This window comes from Streptomyces sp. 3330, assembly GCF_031456635.1.
Lineage (GTDB): Bacteria > Actinomycetota > Actinomycetes > Streptomycetales > Streptomycetaceae > Streptomyces.
In genome coordinates this window covers 1-16,883 of the sequence record NZ_JAVDVA010000044.1, presented here as the reverse complement: position 1 = coordinate 16,883, position 16,883 = coordinate 1, and the positions used below count along the sequence as shown (strand labels likewise).

Here is a 16,883-nt window from a genome sequence, read left to right as displayed (position 1 = left end):
CGCGGCACCCGCGAATCACCCGAACCGACGAGCAGGCATCGAACTGCCCGCCAGGCTGTCGTCTACATGTTCGGGAACTGTGCGCCATCCGGAGGGCACGCGCGCCGCCGCATTGCCCACCACCGCACGCGACCTGGCACCTTCCCGCCATGCACCCCCACCCCGTCTCCTCCGGCCGCCACTGGGACGGCAGCCCCCGCCGCATCCGTCCCCGCCGCTCTCTGTACATCGCCGCCCACAGCCCCAGCCGTCTTCTGCGCGCCGGACAGACAGGCCGCTGCCGCGACTGCGGCAACCGAATCGACTGGCACCAGCGCGCCAACGGCCGGCCCCTCGCCCTGCACCCCGCGGAAGTCCCCGCCGCCGATGTCCCCGCCCCGTGCCGCTGGCATCTCAACGGCGGCATCGCCCATCCCCACGACGACGGCAGCGGGTGGTGCCGCATCCCGCACGCCGTGCTCTGCCCCCAGCGGGTCTCCCTCGCCCGCACCGGCCCACGCCTCACCCCCCTCCGGCGCCACCTCGCCGTCCGAACCCGCCGCCTGATCGACACCGGCACCCTCACCCCAGCACCCTGCACACCCGCCACCACAGCCCCACACACCGACCGAGGCCACCCCCGCCGCCCCGTCGTCCGAATCCTCCTCACCCACTACCTCGGCGACCGACCCACCGCAGACATCCGCTGCATCGCCCAGACCCGCCACCGCCACCGCTGCACCCACCCCGTACACGACCCCCGCATCCCGGCCGGCCGTTGGAGACTCCTGCCCACAGCACCCCAGCCCGGACAGCTCACCCTGTCCGCACAACTGATGGCCGTCTACGACCTCCAGCACCTCGCCTACGCCGAGCAACTGCGCTGGCGTACCCAGCGCTGCCCCGCCCACGCCACCGCACCCGGCGCAGCCGACCTCACCCCGGCCGCCTGGCAGCCCTTCGACCCGCTCCTGCACGCAGCCCACATCCACCCTCACCTGCCCCCGCCCACCGCACAGCGTCGCCCGCAGTAGAGCGACGCCATACCACTCTGGGAAGCGTCCTCACCTGAGTACCCAGCCCGGCCCAACACGCCGCCGCATGCCGCAGGGCCCCTCGCCGCTAACCACAACACCATCCGCCTGACCCCCTCGGCCACCCGCTCGACACCAGCGGACACGCGCTCAGCCGACCTTCTTGAGGAACCCGCACCATGACCCCGACCGACGAACAGACCGCCGCAGCCGACGCCTTCCACGCCGGAGCCCACCTGGCCCTGCAAGCAGGCGCCGGCACCGGCAAAACCACCACCCTGAACCTGCTCGCCCGCACCACCACACGCCGCGGCCGCTACCTCGCCTACAACCGCGCCATCGCCAGGGACGCCACCACACGCTTCCCACCCACCGTCCAATGCAAAACCGCCCACGCCCTCGCCTACGCCGCCATCGGCCACCGCTACGCCCGCCGCCTAAACGCCCCCCGCCGCCCGGCCTGGCAGACCGGACAGGCACTCGGCCTCACCAAAGCCATCCGGATCGGAGAACGCGAGCTCACCCAACGCGCCCTGTCCAACGCCACTCTGCGCACCGTGACCCGCTTCTGTCACACCGCCGACGAGGCCATCACCCCCAGCCACGTGCCTCATCTGCGCGGCCTGGAAGCCCACCATGTCGAACTCGCCGCCCACCTCATTCCGTTCGCCCGCAAAGCCTGGGCAGACCTCCAACACCACGACGGCCGAGCCGTCCGATTCGACCACGACCACTACCTGAAAATCTGGGCCCTCGCCCGGCCACGCATCGACGCAGACTTCCTGCTCCTGGACGAGGCCCAGGACACCAACCCCGTCGTCGAACAGATCTTCCTGAGCCAGCGCGACCACACCCAACTGATCATGGTCGGCGACTCAGCCCAGGCCATCTACCACTGGCGTGGCGCCAAAGACGTCATGACCGGCTTCGACGGCACCCAGCTCACCCTTTCCCAGTCCTTTCGCTTCGGCCCCGCCCTTGCGGCCGAAGCCAACCGCTGGCTGCACCTCGCCGATGCCCCCATCCGCCTGACCGGTACCCCTCACCTGGCCACCGAACTCGGCCCCGTCACCCGCCCGGACGCTGTCCTGTGCCGCACCAACGTCGGCGCCATGGCCCAGGTCATGACCCTCATGACCACCGGATGCCGAGTAGCCCTGGCCGGCGGAGGAGACAACCTCCAAGCCCTCGCCCTCGCGGCCCGCGACCTGAAAGACGGCCGCCGCACCCACCACCCCGAACTGGTCCTCTTCCCCTCCTGGGGGGACCTGCAGGACTACGCCTCCCACGACCCGGCCGGCCGGGACCTACAGCCCCTGGTCAACCTCATCGACACACACGGCACCGACGCCATCCTCACCGCTGTGGCCCACCTGGTTCCCGAATCGCACGCCCAGGTAGCTGTCTCCACCGCCCACAAGGCCAAGGGACGCGAATGGCACCACGTGCTCATCGCAGACGACTTCGCCCGCCCCCACGACAGCAACAGCGACCAGCCAGGCCAGAGCACATCCCCTGCCCCCATCGACGACGCTGAAGCCCGCCTAGCCTATGTGGCGGTAACCCGCACCCGGCAGCGCCTCGACCTGGGAGGACTGTCCTGGATCCATAACCACCCCGACGGCACAGCTCGCTGAGGTGGGGGAGAGCGCCTTGTCTGTACATGGCTGCCGCTGGCATCTCGTTGACCGCCGGGGCGCAGCCAGGATGTCGCTAACCGGAGGAGTGATCGTGTCACGGGGGGGGCGTCCCTGCTCGATGAGTTCGCCGGCGTCCACGACGGCGATGCGGTGGGCCAGGGCGGTGTCCAGATCGTGGGCGATCAGGACGAATGACAGGTCGTCTCGGTCCTGGAGCAGCGCGGTGAGGATGTTGAGGATCTCCCGGCGGGTGATCGTGTCGAGGCTGGAGATGATCTCGTCGCAGATGAGGAAGCGAGGCCGGGTGAGCAGGGCGCGGGCGAGGGCCGCGTGTTGGAGTTCACCGCCGGAGAGCTGCCTGGGCCGTCTGCGCACCAGTCCTCCGGGAGGCCGAGACCGGTCGCCGCGGCCAGAGCCTCCTGCATCGCGGCGGAGGTCTCAGTGCCGCGCAGCCGTATTGCGGTGCGGGCGATCTGGTGCAGGACGGGTCGGTGTTCGGCGAAGGCGGCGCGCGTCCTGGAAGACGTACTGCACGGCTGCCAGTTGTGTACGGCTGCGATCGCGCAGGCTGCGGGGCAGCGGTATACCGTCGAGGAGGATCTCTCCGTCGTGGTCGCGGTGGAGTCCGGCCAGGCAACGGGCGAGGGTGGTCTTACCGCTGCCGGAGGCACCGACCAGGGCCGTGACCTTGCCGGGCAGTGCCTTGAGGCTCACTCCGTCGACGACATTGGCGGTGCTGGGTGACGCATCGCTCGGTGGCCGCTGAGGTTGTGCAGAGGTGCCACCGGTCCGCGACCTACACGGACTGCGGGGCGCCAGCTACCGACAGCACCGCGACATCTGCGATCGACGGAAACAACAACTTCTTCAGCCAGGCAAAGCCGAGCCGACGCGGCCCCTGGCATCCAGGCCTTTCATAGCAGCCCGCTGCGCACGCCCGGTCCACGGTGTATGGGCCGTCGGCGGACGGGATGGAAGTGGGGGCGACCAGTGACAACCGTCGACCTACTCAGCACGTCGCCACTCCACCCCCGCTTTCCCTGCGCTCAGCCGGCAAGCGGCAGAGTCATGGCCGCCCGATACGCGGCCCGCCACCCGGCTTCTCGAACACCTTCAACAACCCCTCGAATGTTTCATCCGCACCCCGGTGAACGTCTCCACCCAGTGCAGATTCAGGGTGGGTGTCCACCTCAGTTGTGGCTTCCCCCGAGCAGCCCGCAGGCCTACGCGGTGATCGAGTCAGCGTCACGTGGGCATGAGGACTGGTCAGACAGGTTGTCTGCGATGACAGTTGGCGGAGCGGTGGCCCAGGACGTAGATGGCGTGGCCTCGGTAGCCGGTGGATGGGCGAAGCGAGTCGGCGGCGACGTAGAGGCTCGGGTTTCCGCCTCGGCGCAAGTGATTCTCTGTGGCCTTACTGTGTGCTTGGTAGGTGGGAAAAGGTTTTCCTCTCCATGTTGATCTTTTGGGTTTACGGCCGTTTGCGGTCGAACTCTTTGGGATTCCCTTACCTGTTGATGGTGAGTGCATCGCTCGCTCTATCTATCTTCTTTGCGTTTCTAATGTCGCCTATGGGTCGACTTCGTGCAATTGGTTCTTCCGGCGGTTGATTGACGTGAGGTGACCGCCCGGGCTTTGATCACCCGGCTGTGATGAATCTGTAAATGCAAGGTGGGGGACATGGGGCGGGGCGGGGTGCGTCGTATCGGCGACGCGGGCGTGAGCGGCAGACGGGTGTCAGGGCATATGGCCTGGCTCGTGGCATCGGCACTTCTCGTGCCCGTGATGGGCGCTGCTACTGCCCAGGCGGATGCCGCGACAGCATCGGAAGCCTCGCCGGTGACGGCCGACGCCAGCGACCTGTCGCCCGAGGCTCTCGCATCGCGCAAAGCCACAGACTCCGGTTCGCCGGTCGAGGTCGGCGCGGAGACGACTCCCACCCAACTGGTTACGGCCCAGCCTGACGGCACGTTCACCGTCGAGTTCGATCCAGTACCGGTGCGCATCAAGAAGGCATCCGGGTGGGTCCCGGTGGACACCGACCTGGAGACGACTTCGTCTGGTGCCGTCGTGCCGAAGGCGGCCGCGGCGGACGTCACCTTCTCCGGAGGTGGCTCGAATGACCCGCTCGCCATCATCACGCGGGACGGAAAGACGTACAGTGTCGGTTCCCCGTGGACGCTGCCGACGCCGAAGCTGTCAGGCTCCGCAGCGACGTATGCAGATGTCATGCCCGGGACAGATCTGGTGGTGCAGGCCACGCCGGACGGCTTCAGTGAAAATCTGGTGGTCAAGTCCCGCGACGCGGCTCAGAACGAGAAGCTGTCGAGCATCGTGTTTCCTGTCTCCGCGGACGGTGTCTCCGCCTACGACACGCGTGCAGGCGGAGCAGCATTGGTGGACGACCAAGGGCGCCCAGTGTTCACCACTGGTACCGCGCTGATGTACGACTCGTCGGTGGTCTCCGCCTCCCCAACGGGTTCGGCCACGGCTTCGAAGGCTTCGTACACCGCGGCGACCACCGCGTCCGACCCTGCTGCGGCCTCGGGAGATGGCGCGTTGGACGATCCGGCCCCGGGGGCCAGGTCGCAGGTCATGGACGTGACGGTTTCTGACACCGCGCTGACGCTGACGCCCGACCGTTCGTTCCTCGACGACCCGGACACCACCTACCCCGTGGTGCTGGACCCCCAGACGACCAGCGCCTCCCTCTCCGGCTGGACGACAGTGTGGTCGAGCTCGCCCTCCACGTCCTTCTGGAAGACCTCGCACTCCCTCGGCGTGGGCTACGACGCCTGGGTCGACAACAAGAAGGCCCGCTCGCTCTACCAGTTCGACACCCACACCCTGGGCGGCAAGAAGATCCTCTCGGCAACCTTCACGGCGTTGGAGGTGTGGTCGGCGAACTGCACAGCCAAGGCAGTGCAGTTGTGGCGCACCGGGTCGATCTCGTCATCGACGAAGTGGTCGGCGCAGCCATCGTGGTCTGCCCAGGTGGACTCGGTCACCGCCGCCAAGGGCTACTCGTCCTCGTGCCCTGGCGGAAACGTCTCCTTCAATGCGACGAATGCCGTCAGCTACACGGCCGGACAATCCTCCGCCACCACCACCCTCGGTCTGCGCGCTAGCGACGAGGACGACGAGATCGCCTGGAAGCAGTTCTCCTCCCCTTCGGACACCAAGCCCACCCTCTCGGTGACCTTCGTGTCCAAGCCGTCCACGCCGACCGGCGTGAAGCTGTCCAGCCCGAGCGTGGCGTGCGCGACGAGCCTCGGCACCGCCGCCGTGATCCGTGACGCGACCCCGACGCTGACGGCAGCGCCGAAATCGGCGGACGGCTCGCAGTCGACACTGCGCCCCAACTTCGAGGTGTACCGCTACGACGCGAACGTCGGCGACCCCCTGGTCGGCTCGGGCAGTCCGTCGGCCTACACGACATCGGGCACGGCCGGTACATGGACGACCGCGGCACTCACCAGCGGCCAGACCTACTGGTTCCGCGCCCGTAGCCAGTACAAGTACACCTTCGGCATCACGACCGGCTACATGTATTCAGCCTGGAGCACAGCCTGCTGGTTCAGGGTCGACACCTCCGCTCCCGTCCAGCCGGACGTCGACTCCGCGACGTATCAGGAGTGTGCGAGTCCGGACGCACCGGATGTGTGCACGGCCTACGGCGGTGTGGGCGCGCCTGCGTCCTTCACGCTCAAGGCCAATGGCGCGACCGACGTGGTCAAGTACACGTACCAGCTCAATGACAACCCGGTGCGGACCAAGACCTTCACGGCCGCGACGGCCAGCTACGCCATCTCCCTTGCTCCCGATGTACGCGGTGTGAACACCCTCACCGTGCAGACCTGGGACTCGGCGGGTAATGCCTCGAGCAGCTACACCTACACGTTCAAGGTCGCGGCCGGGGCGGGACCGCTCTCCCAGTGGTCCATGGACGAAGGCACCGGTGCTACGGCGTCGGACACGATCGGCGGCAAGACCGCAACGCTGGCCGGATCGGCCACCTGGTCCGACCACGCGAGGCTCGGCAAGTCGGTGCAAGCCAACGGCACCACATCGTATGCGGCCACCACCGCCCCGGTGCTGGACACCACCAAGAGCTTCACGGTGTCCGCCTGGGCCCGCCTGGACGACCTTTCCCACAACTCCGTGGCCCTGGCCCAGGCCGGCGTCAACGGGTCGGCGTTCGCCCTGTACTACTCGACCTCCTACAACGCCTGGGTCTTCAACCGGTACACCACCGACGTCGTAGCCCCGATCATCGTCCGCTCGAATTCGACCGCTCTCCCGGAGGCCGGTGTCTGGACGCACTTGATGGGTGTGTACGACGCGCAGGAGCAGACCATCCAGCTCTTCGTCAACGGCATCCCCCAAGGTGCCCGCGTCGCCTACACCACCGCCTGGCAGGGCACCGGCGGACTCCAGATCGCCCGGGGCCAGTACGGAGGCCACTACTCCAACTACTTCCCCGGCCAGGTCGACGAGGTGACCGTCTGGAACCGGATCCTCTCCGAGGAGGAGATCGCCGACCTCCAGGCCACCACCGACGCGAGTACCGGCCAGGCCCGGCCGGGCCTTGCCGCCGAGTGGGCAATGGAAGAGACCTCGGGAACGAGCGCCGCCGACTCCTCCGGATACGGCCACCCGGCCACGGTTGCAGCCGGCGGCACCTGGACCACCGACACCGACGGCGGCAAGGGCAACGTCCTCTCCCTGACAGGGACGTCGACGGCCAACGCCACCGCGACCGGCCCCATCGTCGACTCGCAGGGCGACTTCACCGTGGCGGCCTGGGCCAAACTCGACGCGTCGGCGCTGTCCGACACGTCCGTGGCTCATCACATGAGGATCGCCACTCAGTCCGGAGGCGTCCGCGACTCCTGGGGCCTGTGGTACGACCAAGCGGCCGGCTCCACTCAGGGCATGTGGGTATTCGGCCGCACCACCGCCGACACCACCAGCGGCACCGTTGTGACAGTGCCCGCCAACATCGCCTCGGCCCAGCTGGTCGACCCCGGTGACTGGACCCTGCTGACCGGTGTCTACGACGGCGCCCACCATCAGCTGTTCCTCTACGTCAACGGCGTCCGGCAGGGCGCCCAGGGCGACACCGACACCGACAACGACACCGGTGACGGCATCGTCTTCACCCAGCCCTGGCAGGCCACCGGCACCTTCAACATCGGCCGCGGGCGAATCAGCACAGGCGCCTACAGCGACTACGCCCACGGCCTCGTGGACGACGTACGGGTGTGGACGGGCGTGATGTCCGACACCGCCATCGACCAGATGTACGTCAACGAAGTGCCCATCCCTCTGTAAGACCGTCCGCCGGCACGGCGCACGCGACAGATCAGCAGCGGACCTTTTACACGTCACACGATGGGGAGTGCAGTCATGGGTGGGCTACGGCAGACACGGCTGTGGGTCGTCGCTGTCACAGCGAGCGCCCTGGTGGCCGCGGGGCTGGGCACAGCCCCGGCCGTCTGGGCGACCGAGCGGCACGGGCACAACACGGTGGACACGCCCGACGTCAAGAACGGCACGGCCGAGCCCTTCAAGGCCAAGAAGTTCGCGAAGAAAGACCCGGCCAAGGCCGCCGCCGCCCATACAGCCGCCGCAGTCGCGAAGCCGGCCGCGTGGCCCATCGCTTCCTCAGCCACCCTGCCAGTGGCGGGCAAGGCGGCCCTGGCCAAGGCCACTTCGGTCGGTAAGCTCCCGGTCAAGGTGAGCGCCCCGGCGAAGGGCGCTGCCCCGGCCAAAGTGGCCGTCAGGGTGGCCGCGCACAAAACCGCAACCGCCCTGGGTATCAACGGCACAGTGCTCTCCGTGGCCCGCGCAGACGGCCGGAAGGGCGCGGCCAGCACCCGGCTGACCCTGGACTACTCAGGCTTCGCGAACGCCTACGGCGGCGACTACGCCTCCCGCCTCACTCTCGTACGCCTCCCGGCCTGCGCGCTCACCACCCCAGCCCTGAAGAAGTGCCAGGCCACGACACCCGTCGCCACCACGAACGACGTCAAGCACCGCACCCTGACCACGACGGCCACGGTCAGTTCCTCCGCGGTGACCGCTTTCGCCGCGACCGCCACCGCCCCCTCCTCCGGCGCCGGTTCCTACCAGGCGACCTCCCTCAACCCGTCCGCCGCGTGGAACGCCGGCGGCTCCAGCGGTGACTTCACCTGGTCGTACCCGCTGTCCGTGCCGCCTTCCAACGGCGGTCCCGCTCCCAATCTGGCGATCACCTACGACTCGCAGAGCATCGACGGCCGGCTGCCGTCCACCAACAACCAGCCGTCCTGGGCCGGTGAGGGCTTCGACCTCTCCACCTCCTACATCGAGCGCTCCTACGACTCCTGCGACGACGACGGCCAGAGCGACAAGAACGACGAGTGCTGGGCGAACGACAACGCCACCCTCGTCCTCGGCGGCAAGTCCAGCCCCCTGATCAAGGACAAGACCAGCGGTACCTGGCACCCCAAGACTGACGACGGCGAGCGCGTCGTCCACTCCACTGGCGCCACGAACGGCGACGACGACGGCGAGTACTGGACGGTCACCACCGAGGACGGCACCCAGTACGTCTTCGGCAAGAACCGCCTGCCCGGCTGGACCACCGGAGCCGCTGTCACCAACTCCACCTACACCGCACCAGTCTTCGGTGACGACTCCGGCGAGCCCGGATACGACCAGGGCACCGCCTTCTCCGGCCGGGCCCTCACCCAGGCCTGGCGCTGGAACCTGGACTACGTCGTCGACCCGCACGGCAACGCGATGTCGTACTGGTACACCAAGGAGACCAACTACTACGCCAAGAACGGCACCACCACCGCCAACGGCACGGTGTACGACCGCGGCGGCTACCTGAGCCGGATCGACTACGGCATCACCGCCTCCACTGTCTTCGGCACCGCTCCGGAAAAGGTCACCTTCACTACCGCAGAACGCTGCCTGGTCACCAGCACCGAGGACTGCTCCTCGCTCACTTCCAGCACGGCCTCGCACTGGCCGGACGTGCCGTTCGACCAGATCTGCGCCTCCGGCAAGGTGTGCGACGCGACCGGGCCGACGTTCTTCTCCCGCAAGCGCCTCACCGGCGTCACGACCAGCATCTGGGACGCGAGCCTGGCGACCCCGGCCTACCGCGACGTCGACTCCTGGGCGCTCGCGCACTCCTTCCCCGACCCCGGGGACGGCACCTCCGCCGGTCTGTGGCTGAAGTCCATCACCCGCACCGGCAAGGACGGCGCGACCACGGCCATGCCGCCAGTGACCTTCGAGGGCATCCAGCTCTTCAACCGCGTCGACACCACGCACGACAACATCGCCGCCCTCGTCAAGTGGCGTGTCCGCACGATCACTTCAGAGACCGGCTCGGTCCTCACGGTCAACTACTCCGACCCCCAGTGCGTCGCGGGAACGACCATGCCGAGCAGCCCGGACTCGGACACCCTGCGCTGCTTCCCCACCTTCTGGCAGCCGCCCTACACGACCGACCCCCAGCTGGACTGGTTCCACAAATACGTCATCGCCCAGGTCACCGAGTCCGACCCGACCGGCGGCGCCCCGCTGAAGGAGACCGACTACACCTACAACGGTGCTCCGGCCTGGCACTACGACAGCGACAACATCACCGCTCCCGCCAAGCGGAAGACATGGTCGGTCTGGCGCGGCTACGGCAGCGTCACATCGACGTCCGGTGACGCGCAGTCCACCCGTACGAAGGCCGTCTCGACGTACTTCCGTGGCATGGACGGCGACAAGCAGGCCGACGGGACCACGCGCACCGCCAAGGTGACCGACTCCACCGGGACCGCGGTCGCGGACGCCGACCCGCTCGCCGGCACCGTACGCGAATCGATCACCTACAACGGCAGCGCCGAGGTGTCGGGCACGATCACCGACCCGTGGATCCACCAGACCGGCACGGACGGCACGCGCGCCTCCGCCTACACCCGCGCCCAGACCGTCCACACCCGCACCGACCTGTCCTCCGGCGGTACCCGCGACACCACTGTCACCACGACCTACGACGCCACGACCGGCGCGGCGCTCACCGTCGACGACTCGGGCGACGCCGCTGTCACCGGAGACGAGCAGTGCACCCGCACCACCTTCGCCGACAACACCACCGCCTGGCTGCGCGCCTTCCCCGTCCGGGTAGAGACGGTCGACGTGGCCTGCGGCGCCACGCCCAACCGCCCGGACGACGTCGTCTCCGACGTCCGCACCCTCTACGACAGCCAAGCTTTCGGCGCCCCACCGACGATCGGCGACGAAACCTCCACCCAGCGGCTGTCCTCCTACAGCGGCAGCACCCCGGTCTACCAGACGGTCTCCACCAGCCACTACGACAGCCAGGGCCGCGTCGACTCGGTCAAGGACACAAACTCGGCAACCGTCAGCACCACCCAGTACACCCCCGCCACAGGCGGCCCGCTCACCAGCACGCTCACCTCCGATGCCAAGACGTACGGGACGACCACGACCTTCGACCCCGCCCGCGGCGTCGCCACGTCCGTCGTCGACCCCAACGGCAAGCGCACCGAATACGCCTACGACGGTCTCGGCCGCGTCACCGGACTGTGGCTGGCCAACCGGTCCAAGGCCTCGAACCAGTCCGCGAGCCTCGTCTACAGCTACTCCGTCTCCAACACGGCCGCCTCGGTGGTCACCACCGGCAAGCTCAACAACGACGGCACGACCTACGACACCACCTACGCCCTGTACGACGCACTGCTGCGCCCCCGCCAGACGCAGACCCCCGCGCCGGGCGGCGGCCGCGTCATCGCCGAAACCAAGTACGACAGCCGAGGCCTCGCGGTAGAGGCCGACGCCGACTACACGGACACGTCCAACCCGTCCGGCACCCTGGCCACCATCACTTCCGCCGTCCCCGCCCAGACCCTCACCACCTACGACGGCGCGGGCCGGCCCACGGCAGCCGACTTCTACGCCAACGGCGCCAAGCGGTGGACGACCTCCACGTCGTACGGCGGCGACCGCACGACGGTCACACCGCCCAACGGCGGCATCGCGACGACGACCCTGACAGACACCCTTGGCCGTACGACCGAGACCCGCCAGTACGACAACGGCAGCCCGTCCGGCTCGTACACGTCGATCAAGTACGCCTACGATGCGAAGAGCCGCCTGAAGTCGGTCGTTGACGACGACGGCAACACCTGGTCCTACGGCTATGACCTGATGGGCCGCAAGACCACCGCCACGGACCCGGACGCCGGCACGACGACCACCGCCTACAACGAACTGGACCAGGTCGCCTCCACGACCACCGCGGTGGGCACCGCCGAGGCGAAGACCCTCAGCTACTCCTACGACGTCCTCGGCCGTCAGACCGACTTGTACGACGGCACCACCAAGGACGCCGCCCACGAGCTCGCCAAATGGACGTATGACTCGCTCGCCAAAGGCCAGCCCACGTCGGCGATCCGCTACGTCGGCGGCAGTTCGGGCAAGGCGTACATCAGCCAGGTCGGCGCCTACGACTCCCTGTACCGGCCGACCCTGACGCGCGTCACGATCCCCTCGGTCACCGGCGAGGAAGCCCTGGCGGGCTCGTACACCTCGACGATCGGCTACAACCTCGACGGCACCGTCCAGGTGACCTCGGACCCGGCAGCCGGCGGACTGCCCTCCGAGTCGCTGGAGTACGGCTACAACGACCTGAGTATGCCCACCACGCTCAAGGGCGCCACGGACTATGTCCAGAAGACGAACTACACCAAGCTCAGCGACATCGGTCAGGTGACGCTGGGGGTGTCCTCGTCCGACACCGCCAAGTGGCTCCAGATCACCAACACCTACGAGGACGGCACCCACCGCCTCAAGCGCGAACTCGTCACGGACGACGCCCAGACAGCCCCCGTCCAGGACACCGCCTACACCTACGACGACTACGGCAACCCCAACAAGGTCGCCACGCACGCCGACGCCACCGACGACGTCCAGTGCTACCGCTACGACGGCCACGATCGCCTCACCGAGGCATGGACCGCCACCGACGGCTGCTCCGCCGACCCCTCCACCGCCGTCCTCGGCGGCCCGGCCCCGTACTGGCAGAGCTTCGCCTACGACGACCTCGGCAACCGCAAGACACAGGTCGACCATGCGACGACGACGGGCGGCAACGACAGTACGACGTCCTTCGTCTACCCGACGCCGGGCACCAGCCAGGCCCACACCCTGAGCTCGTCCACGACGGTCACCGCGGGCACCACGACCTCGAAGTCGTACACCTATGACGCCTCAGGCAACACCCACACCCGGACGCTCGACGGCAAGACCCAGACGCTCGACTGGGACAACGAAGGCCACCTCGCCAAGGTCACCAACGCGGACGGCACCTCGGCTTCCTACCTGTACGACGCGGGCGGCAACCGACTACTCTCCCGGGACGTTTCGGGCACCACGCTCTATCTTGGCGACACGGAGGTCCGCCTCGCCAAGGGCACCACGACGACCACGGGCACCCGGTACTACAGCTGGGCCGGGCAGACGATCGCGGTCCGCAGCAGCACCGGCAGCCTGCAGTGGCAGGTCACCGACGCCCACGACACCGCCGAAATCGCGGTCGACGCCAACACCCAGGCGATCACCCGCCGCCGCCTGGACCCCTTCGGCAACACACGGGGCACCCAGCCGACCGCGGCCACTTGGCTCGGAGACAAGGGCTTCGTCGCCGGCGTCAAGGACACCACCAGCGGCCTGACACACCTGGGAGCCAGGGAGTACGACCCGACCATCGGCCGATTCGTCTCCGACGACCCGATCCTGGAACTCACCGACGCCCAGCAGATCGACGGCTACACCTACGCGGCCGACAACCCGGTCAGAGGCAGCGACCCCTCCGGCCTGCAGATGCCCGTCGACCAGGGCTGCACCAGCTGCGCGCAGGCTGACCAGAAGTCCACTCTGGTCGACACCGGCTCGGTCAACGACAGCGGAACCCACCACAGCGGTGGAGGCGGCGGCTCCCACGGCGGTGGCGGCAGCTCGCACCACAGCTGCGGCTGGTCCCTGTCCTGCCACGTCTCCAATGTCGCCCACAAGGCCTACCACGCCGTCCAGCAGCATCCGGTGATCGCAGCCGTGGTAGCCACAGCAGTGGTGGTGGGCGTGGTCGCCTGCGTCGCCGCCACCGCAGGCGGATGCGCAGCCGTTTTGGTGGCGGGCGCCGAGGGCTTCACAGCTGGTGCTGAGGCGGGCAGCCTCGGAGGGGCCCTGGTGGGCGCATCGGTGGGAGTAGCGGCCGAAGGCGGCGCCGTCATTGCCGGGTCGATGGGCATCGCGGGGGCCGGTGCGGCGGCCGTCGCGAAGGGCACCGAGACGGCCTCGGCAGCCAAGGCAGCGACCCGATCTGGGGCGAAGGCGGCGGACAATGCTGCGGAGGGGACGGCCGCGGCCGGCGCGGCCAAGGGCGGTCAGCGAGGGGAGACGGCTGCACCCCGCAGCGGCGCGGCTAAGTGCGACCACAGTTTCCTGCCTGCGACCAAGGTCCTGATGGCCGACGGCCACGAGAAGCAGATCAAGGACATCAAGCCGGGCGACAAGGTCCTTGCTACCGACCCCGAGACCGGCAAGAGCCAGTCCCGCACCGTCGAGAAACTGATCACCACTAAGCACGACAAGGACTTCGCCACCGTCACGATCCGCGACACGGCCAATGGCAAGCCGTCGAAGATCGTGGCTACGGTGACCCACCCGTTCTGGGTGGAGTCCGAGGGGGCTTGGGTCGATGCGGGTCACCTCAAGCCCGGCATGACCTTGCACGAGGCTTCGGGCGCGGTAGCTCAGATAGCTGCCGTCAAGATCTGGCACCGTCCACACCTGACCCATGATCTGACGGTCGCTATAACTCACACGTACTATGTTGTGGCAGGCGTCGTCCCAATCTTGGTCCACAATTGCGACTTGAATACAGACGGGTATCTGTATCGCGGTCTTGCTGTGGGGCACGATAGTTACGATGCGGCCACTCAAGGCCGTGCGATACCTCTCGGAGGTAATGCCAGCATAGAAAATCACGTGGGTGGAAATAACACGGATTCCGTCTTTACATCTTGGTCGGATGCTCTCGAAGTTGCGGTTGATCATTCTCAGAGCCTGAACGGGAAATGGGTTGGGGAAGGTGTCATAATGCGCATCAAGGTGGCAGATATAGATCCACTCGTGGGCCCATCGAGGAATATTCAAATCCATGGCAGTCAATGGGATAAGTCATTCTTCGAAGATGAGCATCTGCTTGTCGGGGAAATTCACGCCCCGGAAATTAGTTTTGACTTCGGGGAAACCTGGGCAAGTGTTGCGGGTGGGTGAAATGAAAGAGCTATCTGTAAGTGAACTGCTAGCCGCATTCGGATCCGACTCCGAGGCCAGTAGTAGGGCTAAAAATGCACTACGCTCTGGAGCGCATTTCGACGTCTGGTCCGATCCCGTTCCGGCGACGAGGCTCCTGGGTATCTGCCGGGCGAGGATGGTCACCTTGCGGCGGCGTGGCAAGCCGACTTTCGGTGTCGCGGAATGCCTTGCGGGTCTTGCTGGAATGGGTGATAGGGGCCTTCTTGTGTCCTACGTGGACGATCGTGAACGAGCTGGATTCTATTTTCAGCTCTACCTCGACCCGCATCCGCTTAAAGTAGTCGGATGTGTAGGAGTCGATATCTCACCCGGAGATGGCCCCATTGCTAGTCCCGAATAGGCGACGCTGAGCGTGCTCTCTGAATTTCCGCTCGGAATGGAATGAAGCACTGTCGACTGTTGCATCCTCTTGTGTGATCGAGGGTGTTCGAAGGTGCGTAGCGTCTATTTGCTTCTATTTCAAGAACTTCCAGTCGGCTTAGTGGTGAGGTATCAGGTGAGCGTCGTGACCGTGGTGAATCGCGAAGGCGTTGAGGGAGTTCCCTCCATGGTGGCCAGGGCGATGGGGCGGGAATGGTACAGAAATCATCTGGCCAGCATGGACCCGTTGCGGGGCGCGCGGCCGGAGGGGGCTCACGTGGGGTATGTAGCTGACGCGGCGCTGGCTGCCGGGGCGACGGGTCATCCGGTGCTAGTGCTGGCGTCCAACGGGCGGAGGGTCGCGGCCCGTCTCGTGGACACGGGAATCGCGTCGGTATTCGCGTGCCTCGGATTTATGGCTGCGGCGGCAGCCAGCGACGGCGTCGCACTGCTGGTCCTCATGCCAGTGGGGTTCGCCGCGGGCGGACTGCTCTACTTCCTTCCTCTTGTGCACTGGTGGGGCACAACGGTCGGAAAGCGGATTTTCGGGCTGCGGGTAGTCCGGTTGTGGTCGGACGGGACGCTTCCGCCTTCTTGGAAAGACACGTTTCTTCGGGAGTTCGACCGGGGGGCCTTCTTGTCACTTCCGGTGCTGAATCTGCTGGTCGGCGCGATGCTGTTGATGCAGATGGCGAAAGACCGGGGGACCTATCACCAGAGCAAGTACGACCGTGCGGCGCGCACCGCTGTAGTGCGGTACTGACAACTCCACCATCTCGTCGCATGGTAATGGGTGCTGGTTGTTGGCCCCCCGAGGGACAATCGCACCGCTATACAGGCGATTCGCCCAATGCCCCGGCTCAGACCGTCCTTCCAGAGGAGCTACACCCCCGGCATGCGATCTTCCGGATGCGGGCCCCGTGGGCGAGGTCAGTACCGCCAGTGCCAGCGGTTGTCCGTCGAGTCCAACCGGCAGTAGATCACGGTGCCCGACGAGTTCGTACCCGAGGTTCCCGCCAACGCCTTCGGGCAGTACTGCCCAGCCTGATAGCAGTTACCGGCCGGAGACTTCGGTGTGCACCCGGCAGGCTTGGGCGGCGCGTAGATGGGCGTGGACTTCGGCGACGTATGGATGGGCGTGGGTTCGGGCGAGTCCGTAGGGGTGGGCGTTGACTTCCGCTTCCCCTTGCGCAGGCACAGGTCGTAGGTGTCGTCGAAGTAGATCGCGTAAGACTTCGGTCCGATCTTTTCTGCCCGGCAGACCAGGCTGTTGTTGTGCCGTGCGATCGAGGACAAGTCCGTCACGGAGGACACCTTGTGGTCCTCGTTGTAGGTGTAGACGTTGATCTCATAACCCGCCTCAGCCAGCCCGTCGCCGTGGGTGTGTGGACGACGGCGTAATTCCCCGGGGCGACGGTCACGTAATTCCCCAGGTCCTGGCCTTTGTGTGGGGCTAGGTTGTTAGAGGCTGTCCGGT

6 protein-coding genes and 1 pseudogene are annotated in these 16,883 nt (G+C 67.1%); 5 read left to right on the top strand and 2 right to left on the bottom strand.

Features of this window, described 5'->3' with window-relative positions; all coding sequences use genetic code 11:
- Nucleotides 1–149 precede the first annotated feature (149 nt).
- Together J2X68_RS38305 and J2X68_RS38300 are read left to right on the top strand one after the other, a co-directional pair.
- Nucleotides 150–1,013 carry a DUF6083 domain-containing protein gene (locus tag J2X68_RS38305; RefSeq protein ID WP_310437235.1) on the top strand — a complete coding sequence of 288 codons (864 nt, stop codon included), beginning with the start codon at nt 150–152 and terminating at the stop codon, nt 1,011–1,013.
- A gap of 179 nt (nt 1,014–1,192) precedes the next feature.
- Nucleotides 1,193–2,650: a UvrD-helicase domain-containing protein gene (locus J2X68_RS38300; RefSeq protein ID WP_310437234.1), complete on the top strand. Its 1,458-nt coding sequence runs from the start codon at nt 1,193–1,195 to the stop codon at nt 2,648–2,650.
- On the opposite strand, the pseudogene J2X68_RS38295 reads toward J2X68_RS38300, so the two are convergent.
- Nucleotides 2,558–3,367, bottom strand: a pseudogene (locus J2X68_RS38295) (ATP-binding cassette domain-containing protein). The gene J2X68_RS38300 and the pseudogene J2X68_RS38295 overlap by 93 nt on opposite strands.
- Before the next feature lie 1,515 nt (nt 3,368–4,882).
- On the opposite strand from J2X68_RS38295, the gene J2X68_RS38290 reads away from it, so the two are divergent.
- The 3 genes from J2X68_RS38290 (at nt 4,883) to J2X68_RS38280 (ending at nt 16,169) form a co-directional block, all read left to right on the top strand.
- Nucleotides 4,883–7,987: a LamG-like jellyroll fold domain-containing protein gene (locus tag J2X68_RS38290; protein WP_310437233.1), complete on the top strand. Its 3,105-nt coding sequence runs from the start codon at nt 4,883–4,885 to the stop codon at nt 7,985–7,987.
- 75 nt (nt 7,988–8,062) lie between these two features.
- The gene (locus J2X68_RS38285; RefSeq protein WP_310437232.1) at nt 8,063–15,004 is read left to right on the top strand and encodes a polymorphic toxin-type HINT domain-containing protein; all 6,942 of its coding nucleotides are present in this window, start codon (nt 8,063–8,065) and stop codon (nt 15,002–15,004) included.
- Nucleotides 15,005–15,479: 475 nt separating this feature from the next.
- Nucleotides 15,480–16,169, top strand: coding sequence for an RDD family protein (locus tag J2X68_RS38280; RefSeq protein WP_310437231.1), 690 nt, complete (start codon nt 15,480–15,482; stop codon nt 16,167–16,169).
- A gap of 167 nt (nt 16,170–16,336) precedes the next feature.
- Here the strand turns inward: J2X68_RS38280 and J2X68_RS38275 are convergent, their stop codons facing one another.
- Nucleotides 16,337–16,711, bottom strand: coding sequence for a hypothetical protein (locus J2X68_RS38275; RefSeq protein WP_310437230.1), 375 nt, complete (start codon nt 16,709–16,711; stop codon nt 16,337–16,339).
- Between the last annotated feature and the right edge of the window lie 172 nt (nt 16,712–16,883).

Excerpts from the sequence above, each read along its gene's own strand:
- J2X68_RS38300 (WP_310437234.1), top strand. The coding sequence starts at position 1,193 with ATGACCCCGACCGACGAACAGACCGCCGCAGCCGACGCCTTCCACGCC.
- J2X68_RS38305 (WP_310437235.1), top strand. The coding sequence starts at position 150 with ATGCACCCCCACCCCGTCTCCTCCGGCCGCCACTGGGACGGCAGCCCC.
- J2X68_RS38290 (WP_310437233.1), top strand. The coding sequence starts at position 4,883 with ATGCCCGGGACAGATCTGGTGGTGCAGGCCACGCCGGACGGCTTCAGT.
- J2X68_RS38285 (WP_310437232.1), top strand. The coding sequence starts at position 8,063 with ATGGGTGGGCTACGGCAGACACGGCTGTGGGTCGTCGCTGTCACAGCG.